The following is a 12,712-nucleotide window of genomic DNA, read 5'->3' as shown; positions in this document are numbered from 1 at the left end:
TGCGTCCATACTGGCGGGATGGTCCTGGGAGTCGACACCGAACTGACACTGACGGCCGCGGGTGCGGTCTTCCTTCTTGCGCTCGCTCTCGGCGTGTGGAAGTACCGGCAGATGGCGACGTCCGACGACCACCTCGCGCACCCGTACGTCGACATCGCCCACCGATCGGCCCTGATGTATTCCTTCGCGACGCTGCTGGTCGCGGTGTTCGTCGAGCTCAGCGCGTGGCCCACCGCAGTGAACCTCGCCGCGGCCGCGGTGATCGTGGTGTTCTTCGTCGGCGCGATCGCGAGCTATGTCGTGCACGGTGCGCTGCGCGACACCACGAATCAGTTCGCGCATCCGGTGCGCGGGACGGGTCCGGCGATGGCCGCGCTGATCGTCGGTGAGATGGGTGGCTTCGCGGTGCTGTTCGCCGGCTTCCTGTGGGGTGCCTTCGCAAGCTGAGGCCGCGTCAGGTGCGGTGTTCGAGCAACGACAGGACGTTGCCGTGCGGGTCGCGGAACCATGCGACCCGCATACCGTCGGGTGCGGTCCACGCGTCGTGGTCGTCCTGATCCATGCCGTTGTACCGGATGAACTCCACGCCGTGCTCGCGCAGTCGTTCGACGGTGCCGTCCAGATCGGATACCCGCCAGCCCAGCACGGTGTAGCCGGTCTCCTCGCGCGACTGCACGAGGGTCACCCGGACCGGTGCGCCGCCGCCTCCGTCGAGGACGAGCGCGAAGGGGTCGCGGGAGAGCTTCCGGAAGCGCAGGGTGTCGACGTAGAACATCTCCGAGACGTCGAGGTCGGTGCTCGGGACGAAGCTCACGAGTTGGCCGGTGATCGTCATACGTCCACTGTGCTCCGGAGCGCCCGAGTGCGACAGCGGATTCGGCGGATTCACGCCCCCACCTCGGCGATCCGGCGACTAGGCTCTCGATCATGAGTACTTCGGAGATCGCTACGGTCCTGGCCTGGCACGACGCTGTGAACAGCAACGACATCGACACGCTCGTGCAGTTGTCGAGCGACGACATCGTGCTCCCCACCCCCGACGACGATCCCGACCAAGGACTCGACGAACTGCGCGAGTGGGCGACGACGGCAGGGGTCACGCTGCAACCAGGCCGCCTGTTCGTCCACCACGGAATCGTGGTGGTCGAGGAGACGGTGACCTGGGCGTCCGATCCGGGTCCTCGCGACGAGGCGATCGCCTTCCGGGTGGTCGACGACCAGGTGGTCACCGTCGTCCGCCACACCGATCTCGGCGAGGCCTTCGAGGCGACCGGACTGAGCGAGGCCGACCTCTACGAGGAGTGATCCACTCCCGACGACCGGAACCCCAGCAACCGGAGCCATATTCTGAACGTTCGCTAAGGTACTCTCCGTTGCGACAGTCCCTACACATCGGAGCGAGGTTCGTCGAGTGTCCGCTGAAGCTGTTGAGAAGAAGGGTCCGCTCGCGGGTGTCCGCGTCGTCGAGTTCAAGGGTCTCGGTCCCGGCCCGCACGCCGCGACCCTGCTCGCCGATCTCGGCGCCGATGTCGTCATCGTGCAGCGCCCCGGCGAGATCCCGCCGGAGGGACAGCGCGATCCGATTCAGCGCAACCGTCGCATCGTCGAGGCCAACCTCAAGGATTCCGCCGACATCGAGAAGGTCCTGACCCTGCTCGAGCGCGCCGACGTCCTCATCGAGGGCTTCCGTCCCGGCGTCACCGAACGACTCGGCCTCGGACCGGACGTAGTCCTCGAGCGCAACCCGCGCATCGTCTACGGCCGCATGACCGGCTGGGGCCAGGAGGGCCCGCTCGCCAACGCCGCCGGCCACGACATCAACTACATCTCCCTCACCGGCGTCCTGCACGCCATCGGCCGCCAGGGCGAGCGTCCGGTGCCGCCGCTGAACATGGTCGGCGACTTCGGTGGCGGTTCGATGTTCCTCGTCTTCGGCATCCTGTCCGCCCTCGTCGAGCGTCAGACCTCCGGCAAGGGCCAGGTCGTGGACGCGGCGATGGTCGACGGCGCCCTCGCTCTCTCGCACATGATGTGGGCGTTCCGCGGTCGCGGCGCGTGGTCGGACGAGCGCGGCGTCAACATGCTCGATACCGGCGCCCCGTTCTACGAGGTCTACGAGACCAAGGACGGCAAGTACATGGCCGTCGGTTCCATCGAGCCGCAGTTCTACGCGCTGCTGCTGCAGGGCCTCGAGCTCGATCCGGCCGACCTGCCGCACCAGCTCGACACTTCCCGCTGGGCGGAGATGAAGAAGATCTTCACCGACAAATTCCTGTCGAAGACCCGCGACGAGTGGACCGAGATCTTCCTCGGTACCGATGCCTGCGTCTCCCCGGTCCTCACCTGGGCCGAGGCGGAGAAGAACGAGCATCTCGTCGCACGCGGGTCGCTGATCGAGATCGACGGCGTCGTGCAGCACGCACCGGCGCCGCGCTTCTCCCGCACCCCCGCCGGCGAGCCGGTCGGTCCGGCGGCCGAGGCCACCGACATCGACACCCTCTGGGTCTGATCCGGCAGCCCGAGCCCGCCGACGCTCCGACGATCGTCCTGGCGCACAGGATCAGACGACGAGCCGCGCCTCGTCGGGTGTGCGCCCGGAGGCGACCTGCTCGTAGGCGGCGGCCATCGCCTCGACGGCGTCGTCGAGGACCTCGACATCCTGCGTGTACGGCAGACGCACGAAATGTTCGAACGCACCCTGCACACCGAAGCGCGGACCGGCGGAGAGCAGCACACCGTGGGACGGCGCGGCGGCAGCCAGCGAGGTCGACACCGGCTCGGGCATCCGCGCCCACAACGACATCCCGCCCTGGCCCGGCGTGTACTCCCAGTCGGGCAACCGCCGGTCCAAGGCTGCGCACAGCGCACGGCGTCGTTCCCTCAACGCGGCGCGGCGACGTTCGAGCAGTTCGTCGACTTCGGAGAGCAGATGCGCGGCCGCGAGCTGTTCCATGACAGGCGTGCCCAGGTCGACCGCAGTCCGTGCCCCGGCCAGCCGGACGATCGTGTCGCGGTCGGCGCGGATCCATCCCACCCGCAGGCCACCCCACAGCGACTTCGCCGTCGAACCCACCGTCACCACCGACGCGCCGGCAGGCATGGCTGCGACGGGAGGCGGCGGCGGGGCGTCGAGCCAGAGATCGACCATCGACTCGTCGACGACGAGCGTGGTCCGCGTGTCGCGCATGATGCGGGCCAGTTCGGCGCGGCCGTCCTCGTCGAGGCACAGGCCAGTGGGGTTGTGGAAGTCGGGGACGAGGAAGGCGGTGCGCGCCGCGGTCTGCCGGACTGCACTGGCGACACCGTCGAGATCCCAGCCGCCGTGCGGGCCGTTCTCCGGGCGCACCGGAACCGGCACCGGGCGCGCGCCGTAGCGGCGGATCGCTTCGAGCGCATTGGGATAGGTGGGGTGGTCGACGACCACCCGGTCGCCGGGGTCGTCGAGCACACCGAGCAGCAGGCGCATCGCGTGCTGCGCCCCGGAGGTGACCATGATCTGGTCGGGCGAGGTGGGCAGTCCACGCTCGCGGTAGCGGCGGGCGATGACCTCGCGCAGCACCGACACCCCTATCGGTTCCATGCCGTGCGAGTCCAGATAGGTCGACATCGACCGCAGCGCCGCGGCATACGCCGCTTCGATCTCCGCTGCCGGCGCGGGCAGCGAGGCGTTGCTCAGATCGATCGCCGGGCCGATCGGCATCCGGGACCCGGTGTTCTCCGCGCCCCGGTGAGCGGGCACGGCGACCGTGCTGCGGGCACCCTGCCGACTGCGCAGATAGCCTTCTTCCCGCAGCGCCGCATAGGCGGACGCGACGGTGGTGCGGCTCACCGACAGCGCCGCGGCGAGTTCCCGCTCGCTGGGCAGGGCGACCCCGAGCGGGACGCGGCCGTCGTGCACGAGCAGGCGGATGCTGTCCGCGAGCGCCCGGTAGGCGGGTCTGGGATCGGGGCGAGCGGAGCGACGGGAATGCGACTGCCCCGAATCCTGCCAGTTCCCGAGGTCGCGGACGAGCGACACGGCTCCGATCGCTCGAGTGATCACCGATCCAGTATGCCCCGCATCGCGCGGGCGGGATCAGGCCGGTGGATCGAGCACCTGACGGAACAGGACCGTCCCTCGCGAGTCGAGCAACTCCACCCGCATCTGCTTCGTCGCGCCGTCGATGAACACCTCCCCGAAGTGCTGATATCCGTCCATCGGCGAGGTGTTCGCCGCCGGGGGCGCGTGCACGAAGACGGCCTCGGGACCGAACGTCCCGTCCAGCTCGTTGGGTCCGAAAGCACCGGCGTTGAGCGGTCCCGAGACGAACTCCCAGAACTCGTCGAAGTCGGTGAACGAGGCGCGGTCCGGCGAATAGTGATGCGCGGCCGTGTAGTGCACGTCGGCGGTCAACCACACGGTGCCGGTGATCCTGCGCGCCTCGACCGCCGACAGGACCCGCGCGATCTCCGATTCCCGGCCCGAGGGAGCGCCGTTGTCCCCGTTCGCGATTCCTTCGAAGGCCGTATCGCCGTCGGGTACGACCAGGCCGATCGGCAGGTCGGCGGCGATGATCTTCCAGGTGGCGGTCGAACGGGTGAGTTCGTCGATGAGCCACTGCGTCTGCGCGCTGCCGAGCACCTGCCCCGCCGCGCCGACGTTGGTGCCGTTGGCGTCCTTGTAGGTCCGCATGTCGAGTACGAAGACGTCGAGCAGCGGTCCGTACCGCACGACCCGGTGGATGCGTCCGTCGACGGCCTCCGCCGGATCGAGCGGGAGCCACTCGTGGAAGGCACGAAAAGCTCGTTCCGCCAGGACGTCCACGTTCTTCTCGGTGTACTGCTCGAGATCCAGGATCTCACCCGCGTACCAGTTGTTGACGGTCTCGTGGTCGTCCCACTGCACGATCTGCGCGACGGAGGAGTTGAACCGCCGATAGTTCTCGTCCATCAGGTTGTAGGCGTACTGGCCGCGGTACTCGTCGAGGGTCTGCGCCACAGCACTCTTGGCCTCGGTGACGATGTTGCGCCAGATCCGGCCGTCCGGCAGCTCGACGGTCTCCTTCAGCGGATTGTCGGCGTACACGACGTCGCCGGAATGCACGAACAGGTGCGGGTCGCGACGGGCCATCGTGTCGAAGATCGTCATCCCACCGATGTCGGGGTTGATACCGAAGCCCTGACCGGCGGTGTCGCCGGACCACTGCAGCCTGATGTCGCCGGGTGCGGTCGGGGCGGTGCGGAACAGACCCGTCACCGGCTCGGACGTGGCGCCGTCCTCGCCTTCGAGGACGACACGGTAGTGCACCTGCTCGCCGGCCGGCAGTCCCGTCAGCCGCAGTCGGCCGGTTCCGTCCGTCTCGGGCGTCAGCAGACCACCCACGTGTCGGACGGGATCGGTGAAGGATTCGGTGGCCGCCGTCTCCACGACGAGCCGCGCCGGTCGATCCGAGCGCGCCCACACGAGCGCCCCGTCGGCCCGCACGTCGCCGGTGGCCACACCGTGGGTGAGGATCGGCCGCTCACGGACGAGGCTCGGCGTTGCAACGGAACTTCCCGACGAGCACGCCACCGCCGGAGCCGCGAGGGCTCCGAGCGCGACGGTGCGCAGCAGGGTTCGACGGGACACGTACATGGTTCTCCCCGGGGTCCGACGGACTGTGCGGGACGAGCGTGCACAGTCCGTGCGAACCGTCGGTGAACATGCAGTGAGGGATCGGCGCCCGTCCGACGACGAATCGGCGCGGGTCGGGAGCTACCCCGTCAGCGGATGACGTCGCGCCGGACGATCGTCTCGTCGCGGCCCGGCCCCACACCGATGCAGGAGATGTAGGCGCCGGAGAGCTCCTCGAGACGCAGCACGTAGTTCTGCGCGTTCTTCGGCAGCTCCTCGAAGGTGCGGGCGTGGGTGATGTCCTCCCACCAGCCCGGCATCTCCTCGTAGATCGGCTTGGCGTGGTGCACGTCGGTCTGCGTCATCGGCATCTCGTCGATACGCACACCGTCGACCTCGTAGCCGACGCAGATCGGCACGGTGTCGAGACCCGACAGCACGTCGAGCTTGGTGAGGAAGTAGTCGGTGATGCCGTTGACGCGGGTCGCGTAGCGGGCGATGACGGCGTCGAACCATCCCGTGCGGCGGGCGCGACCGGTGGTGACACCGACCTCTCCACCCTGCTTGGCGAGGTAGGCGCCGTGGTCGTCGAACAGCTCGGTCGGGAACGGACCCGAGCCGACGCGGGTGGTGTAGGCCTTGAGGATGCCCAGCACCGTCGAGATCTTCGCCGGGCCGATACCCGAACCGACAGCGGCGCCGCCGGCGGTGGGGTTGGACGACGTCACGTACGGATAGGTGCCGTGGTCGACATCGAGCAGCGTTCCCTGCGAACCCTCGAGGAGGATCGTGTCGCCGCGCTCGAGCGCCTTGTTCAGTTCGAGGCGCGTATCGGTGATGCGGTGCTTGAAACCCTCGGCCTGGGTGAGGACCTCGTCGACCACCTGCTGCGGGTCGAGCGCCTTGCGGTTGTAGATCTTGACGAGGACCTGGTTCTTGAATTCCAGTGCGGCCTCGACCTTCTGGGTGAGGATCTTCTCGTCGAGCACGTCGGCGACCCGCACGCCCACGCGGGCGATCTTGTCCTGGTAGCAGGGGCCGATACCGCGTCCGGTGGTGCCGATCTTCTTCTTGCCGAGGAAGCGTTCGGTGACCTTGTCGATGGCCACGTGGTACGGCATGATCAGGTGCGCATCGGCCGAGAGCAGCAGACGGGACGTGTCGACGTCGCGCTTCTCGAGGCCTTCGAGCTCGGTGAGCAGCACACCCGGATCCACCACGACACCGTTGCCGATGACGTTGTTGACGCCGGGCGTCAGGATGCCCGACGGGATCAGGTGCAGGGCGAACTTGTCGCCGTTGGGCAGCACGACCGTGTGACCGGCGTTGTTGCCGCCCTGGTAGCGCACGACCCACTGCAGACGTCCGCCGAGTAGATCGGTAGCTTTGCCCTTGCCCTCGTCGCCCCACTGGGCTCCGATCAGGACGATTGCCGGCATGTCGCGCTCTCCTCAGGCAGGTGTCTACGTGCGGGCGGTCTCGCCTGCAGGGTCCTGCCCAACCGGGCAGCAGCCGGGACCACAGTGTAGTCCACCCTCCGACGAGCGCGAATGACGGGACTGCAGAAGCGCCGGAGCTGCGGCGCGCGGTGGCGGGTCGCCGCCGCCCTCCCCCACCGCCTTCCCATTACAGTGGACGCAGCCGAGAGCCCGACGAACCCGACCCCTCGAGGAGACCCGTTGACCCCGGTAGTGCTCAGATGCGGTGACGTGCCATTGCCGTTGGCGCTGACCCCCGTGACCGCACTGTCTGCGCCTGCCCTCCCCGAGAAGGACGACTTCGAGGACGTCTTCGCGCATCTCGAGTCGGTAGAGGACCCTCGTCTGATCCTCGTAGGCAACGACGCGGCGTTCGCCGCGACCGTCACCCGGCTGATGCGCACCGAACGCCTCGACCTGGAGGTCGCGTACGTCCCGGAGACACGAACCCCGGCCACGGAGGCGTACGGGTTGCGGACGGGGTCGAAGGCCGCCACCGTCGCCCTGCAGGGGGTCGCGAAGCCGTTGCCGCTCATCCGCGACGACGCCGGTATCGCCCTCGTCGGCCGTGCGCTGCTGTGCGGTGAGAACGGCGATGCGCTCGTCGGGGAGGCCTACGTCGATGACACCCGCCTGTTCTCCGGCACGGTGCCCGGCATCCGCGTCGAACCCACACCCGCGATGCCCGGTCTGCGGGCCGCGATCGACCGGCCGCGCTGGTTCGGCGGCTACAAGTGGCTGACGGGCCGGGCCATGCAGTTGGGTTCCCCCGCCGCAGTCGTCACCCGCGACGGGGTCGCGAACCCCCGGGCTCTCAAGCGGTCGACCTTCTACCGGCACGACAAGAAGTGGAAGCTCGTCCGCTGAAACCCATCTTCAGCCGACGTTGACCCCTGTCGGCTCAGCCGACGTTAACGCCGTAGTCCCGTGCGATGCCCGCCAGACCGGAGGCGTAGCCCTGGCCGATGGCGCGGAACTTCCACTCGCCACCGTGGCGGTACAGCTCACCGAAGACCATCGCGGTCTCGGTGGACGCATCCTCGGTGAGGTCGTAGCGGGCGAGTTCCCGGCCGTCGGCGCGGTCGACGACGCGGATGAACGCGTTGCGCACCTGACCGAACGACTGGCCCCGCGCGTCGGCGTCGTGGATCGACACCGGGAAGACGATCGACTTGACCTCCGCGGGAACGGCGACGAGGTCGACGTTCACGCTCTCGTCGTCGCCCTCGCCCTCACCGGTGAGGTTGTCGCCGGTGTGCTCGACGGAGCCGTCCGGCGAACGCAGGTTGTTGTAGAAGACGAAATGCTGGTCGGACAGGACCTTGCCGTTCTCGCTCGTCAGCAGTGCACTGGCGTCGAGATCGAAGTCCGCGCCGGTCGTCGCGCGCACGTCCCAGCCGAGACCCACCGTCACCGCCGTCAGGTTCGGAGCCTCCTTCGACAGCGAAACGTTGCCGCCCTTGGCCAAGCTCACACCCATACCGAATCCTCTCGCTCGATGATCGTTGCCTACCGCCACCCTAGTGAAGACCGGACGAGTCGGTCAGGACGTGTGAAGGCCGTCCCGCGGGGGTAGCCGCAGGGCACCGGACGATGGCCGGGGACGGCGTTCCCGGCCTTTCGGTGTGTACGGCGAATGTCGCGCGAGGGAGAAGAGGGTCGGTTGTGGTGATTCGAGTCGCGTCGGTGCCTGCGTCGCACGTCTACGTCCGGCACCTCGCCTGCCCGGAGGGCGACGACGTGATCCGGTTGACGGATCCGGTTCCCGCCGACGGCCGCAAGGTTCCCGGGGGCTGGTGGCCGCCGTTGATGCTCGAACCGGGCTGGGTGAGCGACCACCACGAGGAATTCGACGTCTTCCACATCCATTTCGGATTCGACGCGATCGGCGCGGAGCAGCTGCAGGACGTCGTCGCCGAACTCGCCGAGCACGACAAGCCTCTCGTGTACACGGTGCACGACCTGCGGAACCCGCACCATCCCACCCCCGGTGAGCACCACAAGCAACTCGACGTGCTGATTCCGGCCGCGGACGAACTGATCACCCTCACGCCGGGCGCCGCCGAGCGGATCCGTCTGCGCTGGGGCCGGGAGGCGACGGTCCTGCCACATCCGCACGTCGTCGAACAGCACTGGCTCGAGCGACCGCGTCGCGACGAAAGTCCGTTCGTCGTGGGAGTCCACGCGAAGAGCCTGCGCGCGAACATGGATCTGTTCCCGGTGCTCGACACGCTGGCCGAGACCGTGCGCTCGCTACCCGATGCGGTGTTGCAGATCAACGTGCACGACGAGATCTTCGATCCCGACAATGCGTACTGGTACAACCCGGAAGCCGGTTCCCGCATCCTGCAGTACGGCGAGCAACCCCAGGTGGACGTGCGGGTGCATCCGTACTTCTCCGACGACGAACTGTGGCAGTACCTCTCGGATCTGTCGGTGTCGGTGCTGCCCTACCGTTTCGGAACCCATTCGGGTTGGCTCGAGGCGTGTTTCGACCTCGGCACCGCTGTGATCGCGCCGAGTTGCGGCTTCTACGGCGAGCAGCGTCGGTGCGGGGTGTACACCTACGACGAGGACACCTTCGAAGCCGACTCGCTCGATCGTTGCGTGCGAGAACTGTACGAGAGCAGGGATCTTCCGCGAGCCGACTGGTCGCAACGTATGGACGAACGTCGCGCGCTGGCCCGCGCCCATCGCGATATCTACCTGCGCGCGATGAGCAGCCGGAGCAGATCATGACGCCGTTGCGCATCGCACTCGTCGCGTCGAACAGATATTCGATCCGCCAGCCCTTCGCCGGCGGACTCGAAGCGCACGTGTGGCATCTCGCTCACGCGCTCGGCAAGGACGGCCACGAGGTGACGCTCTTCGCCGCACCCGGATCCGATCCGGAACTTCCGGCCTCGTTCCTCGAGGTGCCGTCCTTCGAGGTCAGCGAACTCGCACGCAGCGACGTGTCGATGCCCCCGTCGAACGGCTTCCTCGGCGACCACCACGCCTACCTGTCGCTGATGCTCGATCTCGCCGGACCGTCCGCCGATGCCTTCGACGTCGTGCACAACCACAGCCTGCACTACCTGCCGATAGCGATGGCCCGCATGTTGCACACCCCGCTGCTCTGCACGCTGCACACGCCGCCGACGCCGTGGCTCGAGTCGGCGATGGCGACTCCGGGTGGGTGCCCGGGCACGTTCGTCGCGGTCAGCCGGCACACCGCGACGGCCTGGGAACACGTCACGCCCGGTCCGGTGGCGGTCGTGCCCAACGGTGTCGATCTCGGAGCGTGGCCGGTCGGTTCGGGAGGTGAGGATCTGATCTGGTTCGGCCGCCTCGTGCCGGAGAAGGGCGCGCATCTCGCGATCGAGGCCGCGCGCCGGGTCGGTTACCGGCTGCGGATCGCGGGCCCGATCAGCAACCGGGGGTACTTCGCGGAACACGTCGAACCGTTCCTCGGTCCCGACGTGATCTATCTCGGTCATCTTTCCCAGCCGGATCTCGCTGCCGCGGTGGGACGTTCGGCAGCAGCACTCATCACCCCGCAATGGGACGAACCGTACGGGCTCGTCGTCGCCGAGTCCCTGGCATGCGGGACACCCGTGGTGGCCTTCGCGCGCGGCGGCATCCCGGAGGTCGTCGACGAGAGCAGCGGATGCCTGGTCGCGCCGGACGACATCAACGGCCTGGCCGAGGCGGTACCCCGCGCTGTCGGTCTGTCCCGTGCCTCCGCCCGAGCCCGCGCGGAGGAGCGTTGTTCGGAACGCACGACGGTCGATGCCTACGTCTCGCTGTATCGGGAACTCGCGGGAGCGGCATGATCGGCTACTACATCCATCACCACGGGCACGGACACCGCACCCGCGCGAGCAGCATCTGCGCGGATCTGCGGACGCCGGTGACGGCATTGTCGTCGGCGCCGCTCGGCACTGCCGCCGACGCCTTCGACGACGTCGTGCTGCTCCCCCGCGACGACCTCGCCGTCGACACCGCGCAGGACACGACGGCCCACGACGTCCTCCACTGGGTTCCCACCCACGACAACGGTCTCCGCGAACGCATGCACGCGCTGGGGTCGTGGATCGCCGCGACCCGCCCGAGCCTGCTGGTAGTGGATGTGTCGGTGGAGGTGACGCTCCTCGCCCGCTTGTACGGGATCCCCGTCGTGGTGCTCGCGATGCCGGGCGAGCGCACCGATACCGCCCACACGCTGGCCTATCGCGTCGCCGACCATCTCATCGCACCGTGGTCGCAGGACGTCTACGATCCGCACTGGCTGCGCTCGTACGCCACCTCGTACGTCGGCGGGATCAGCCGTTTCGACGGACGCCCGTCTCCCACCCGCACAGCCGGTGAGAAGCCGAGGGTCCTCGTCATGAGCGGCAGCGGCGGATCGTCGATCACCGTCGACGATCTGCACCGGTTCTCGTCACGCTACCCCCAGTACGTGTGGGAGGGTCTCGGTGTCGCGGGCGGCCCGTGGGTCGACGATCCGTGGCCCGTCCTCACCGGCGCCGACGTCGTGATCGGGCATGCGGGCCAGAACACCGTCGCCGACATCGCGGCCGCCGCGCGACCTGCGGTCGTGATCGCCGAACCCCGTCCGTTCGACGAACAGCGTTCCACCGCAACGGCTTTGAAGAAGTCCGGACTGGCGGTGGGTCTCGACGGGTGGCCCGACCCGAACCGCTGGCCCGAACTGATCGAGCGAGCACGCGGCCTCGACCCCGTCGAATGGAAACGCTGGCAGGTCGACGGTGCCGCGGCGCGCGCGGCGGCGATCCTGGACGACCTAGCGGAGCGATCGTGACCGTCTCGGTCGTCACGGTCGCCGCAGGTCGCGGCACGCATCTGCGACGCCAACTCGACGGCCTCGCACGCAGCACCCGGACACCTGACGAGCACATCGTTGTCGCGATGGGTGACCCGGAGGTCACGGAGGTCGTCGCCACGGCCGGCTCGTCGGCGCGAGTGGTGGAGATGGACGTCGACTCCGCGAAACTGCCGGTCGGAGAGGCACGGAATCTGGGCGCGCGGACGGCGTCGTCGGATCTGTTCGTCTTCCTCGACGTCGACTGCATTCCGGCTCCCGACCTGATCGAACGGTACGCCGAGGCGGCCGGCCGGCACCCGGCTGCGCTGCTCAACGGTCCGGTCACCTATCTGTCCGAACCGGGCGCCGACGGCTACGACCTCGACCGGCTGGGCGACGCGATCGATCCGCATCCGGCCCGTCCGTTCCCCTCCTCGGGTGAGATCGTGCTGGACGATAGGCACGAATTGTTCTGGTCGCTGTCGTTCGCGTCCCGGTCGCTCGTGTGGGACCGGATCGGCGGGTTCTGCACCGCATACAGCGGATACGGCGGCGAGGACACCGATTTCGGACAGAAGGCCGCCCGTGCCGGAGTCCCGATGGCCTGGGTCGGCGGCGCCCATGCCTTCCACCAGTACCACCCGGTGTCGAGCCCGCCGGTCGAGCATCTCGACGACATCCTCACCAATGCCGCGCTGTTCCACCAGCGTTGGGGGTGGTGGCCGATGCGGGGGTGGCTCGACGAGTTCGAGCGGACGGGACTCGTCTCCTTCGACCCCGACACGCAGCGGTGGACGAAGGTGCGGACGACCGGCCCGTGAAGACTTTTCGTTC

General features: G+C 68.4%; 13 protein-coding genes. 8 read left to right on the top strand and 5 right to left on the bottom strand.

The window, feature by feature from the left end; genetic code table 11:
• The first annotated feature begins 18 nt into the window (after positions 1 to 18).
• On the top strand, positions 19 to 447 hold the full coding sequence (locus tag M3330_RS16500) for a hypothetical protein (RefSeq protein WP_016933753.1): 429 nt from the start codon (positions 19 to 21) through the stop codon (positions 445 to 447).
• A gap of 7 nt (positions 448 to 454) precedes the next feature.
• On the opposite strand, the gene M3330_RS16495 is transcribed toward M3330_RS16500, so the two are convergent.
• Complete coding sequence (locus tag M3330_RS16495) at positions 455 to 835, bottom strand: VOC family protein (protein ID WP_006552935.1); 381 nt, start codon at positions 833 to 835, stop codon at positions 455 to 457.
• 92 nt (positions 836 to 927) lie between these two features.
• On the opposite strand from M3330_RS16495, the gene M3330_RS16490 reads away from it, so the two are divergent.
• The gene (locus M3330_RS16490) at positions 928 to 1,305 is read left to right on the top strand and encodes a nuclear transport factor 2 family protein (protein ID WP_024101846.1); all 378 of its coding nucleotides are present in this window, start codon (positions 928 to 930) and stop codon (positions 1,303 to 1,305) included.
• Between the two features lie 106 nt (positions 1,306 to 1,411).
• Positions 1,412 to 2,509: a CaiB/BaiF CoA-transferase family protein gene (locus M3330_RS16485; protein WP_230809903.1), complete on the top strand. Its 1,098-nt coding sequence runs from the start codon at positions 1,412 to 1,414 to the stop codon at positions 2,507 to 2,509.
• Between the two features lie 51 nt (positions 2,510 to 2,560).
• Here the strand turns inward: M3330_RS16485 and M3330_RS16480 are convergent, their stop codons facing one another.
• The 3 genes from M3330_RS16480 to M3330_RS16470 all read right to left on the bottom strand — a co-directional run bounded on the left by M3330_RS16480 (position 2,561) and on the right by M3330_RS16470 (position 7,032).
• A complete protein-coding gene (locus tag M3330_RS16480) occupies positions 2,561 to 4,042 on the bottom strand; it encodes a PLP-dependent aminotransferase family protein (protein ID WP_255025545.1) in 1,482 nt (493 codons plus the stop codon).
• 33 nt (positions 4,043 to 4,075) lie between these two features.
• Entirely contained in the window at positions 4,076 to 5,614 is a 1,539-nt protein-coding gene (locus M3330_RS16475; protein WP_006552939.1) for an alkaline phosphatase, read from the bottom strand.
• 128 nt (positions 5,615 to 5,742) lie between these two features.
• A complete protein-coding gene (locus tag M3330_RS16470) occupies positions 5,743 to 7,032 on the bottom strand; it encodes an adenylosuccinate synthase (RefSeq protein WP_006552940.1) in 1,290 nt (429 codons plus the stop codon).
• A gap of 252 nt (positions 7,033 to 7,284) precedes the next feature.
• Here M3330_RS16470 and M3330_RS16465 point away from each other — a divergent pair, with 252 nt between their 5' ends.
• Complete coding sequence (locus tag M3330_RS16465) at positions 7,285 to 7,938, top strand: hypothetical protein (protein WP_024101848.1); 654 nt, start codon at positions 7,285 to 7,287, stop codon at positions 7,936 to 7,938.
• Between the two features lie 34 nt (positions 7,939 to 7,972).
• On the opposite strand, the gene M3330_RS16460 is transcribed toward M3330_RS16465, so the two are convergent.
• Entirely contained in the window at positions 7,973 to 8,551 is a 579-nt protein-coding gene (locus tag M3330_RS16460; RefSeq protein WP_006552942.1) for a TerD family protein, read from the bottom strand.
• A gap of 188 nt (positions 8,552 to 8,739) precedes the next feature.
• On the opposite strand from M3330_RS16460, the gene M3330_RS16455 reads away from it, so the two are divergent.
• Genes M3330_RS16455 through M3330_RS16440 form a run of 4 tightly spaced genes read left to right on the top strand, consistent with a single transcriptional unit; the run spans position 8,740 to position 12,699 of the window.
• A complete protein-coding gene (locus tag M3330_RS16455) occupies positions 8,740 to 9,810 on the top strand; it encodes a glycosyltransferase (RefSeq protein ID WP_037218061.1) in 1,071 nt (356 codons plus the stop codon).
• Positions 9,807 to 10,886 (top strand): glycosyltransferase, encoded by a 1,080-nt coding sequence (locus M3330_RS16450; RefSeq protein ID WP_255025540.1) that lies wholly within the window; start codon positions 9,807 to 9,809, stop codon positions 10,884 to 10,886. Before M3330_RS16455 ends, M3330_RS16450 begins: the two co-directional genes overlap by 4 nt.
• The gene (locus tag M3330_RS16445) at positions 10,883 to 11,875 is read left to right on the top strand and encodes a glycosyltransferase (protein WP_255025538.1); all 993 of its coding nucleotides are present in this window, start codon (positions 10,883 to 10,885) and stop codon (positions 11,873 to 11,875) included. The genes M3330_RS16450 and M3330_RS16445 overlap by 4 nt, the downstream gene beginning before the upstream one ends.
• The gene (locus tag M3330_RS16440; RefSeq protein WP_255025536.1) at positions 11,872 to 12,699 is read left to right on the top strand and encodes a glycosyltransferase family 2 protein; all 828 of its coding nucleotides are present in this window, start codon (positions 11,872 to 11,874) and stop codon (positions 12,697 to 12,699) included. The genes M3330_RS16445 and M3330_RS16440 overlap by 4 nt, the downstream gene beginning before the upstream one ends.
• Positions 12,700 to 12,712: the final 13 nt, after the last annotated feature.

The organism is Rhodococcus sp. GA1 (genome assembly GCF_024321955.1).
Taxonomy (GTDB): Bacteria; Actinomycetota; Actinomycetes; order Mycobacteriales; family Mycobacteriaceae; genus Rhodococcus; species Rhodococcus pyridinivorans.
Note: the sequence above shows the minus strand (reverse complement) of the source record. Positions and strands in the feature narration are given on the sequence as shown.

What these genes read in the sequence shown, in the direction of transcription:
- M3330_RS16500 (WP_016933753.1), top strand. Translation starts at nt 19, where the DNA reads ATGGTCCTGGGAGTCGACACCGAACTGACACTGACGGCCGCGGGTGCG.
- M3330_RS16495 (WP_006552935.1), bottom strand. Translation starts at nt 835, where the DNA reads ATGACGATCACCGGCCAACTCGTGAGCTTCGTCCCGAGCACCGACCTC.
- M3330_RS16490 (WP_024101846.1), top strand. Translation starts at nt 928, where the DNA reads ATGAGTACTTCGGAGATCGCTACGGTCCTGGCCTGGCACGACGCTGTG.
- M3330_RS16475 (WP_006552939.1), bottom strand. Translation starts at nt 5,614, where the DNA reads ATGTACGTGTCCCGTCGAACCCTGCTGCGCACCGTCGCGCTCGGAGCC.
- M3330_RS16470 (WP_006552940.1), bottom strand. Translation starts at nt 7,032, where the DNA reads ATGCCGGCAATCGTCCTGATCGGAGCCCAGTGGGGCGACGAGGGCAAG.
- M3330_RS16460 (WP_006552942.1), bottom strand. Translation starts at nt 8,551, where the DNA reads ATGGGTGTGAGCTTGGCCAAGGGCGGCAACGTTTCGCTGTCGAAGGAG.
- M3330_RS16450 (WP_255025540.1), top strand. Translation starts at nt 9,807, where the DNA reads ATGACGCCGTTGCGCATCGCACTCGTCGCGTCGAACAGATATTCGATC.
- M3330_RS16445 (WP_255025538.1), top strand. Translation starts at nt 10,883, where the DNA reads ATGATCGGCTACTACATCCATCACCACGGGCACGGACACCGCACCCGC.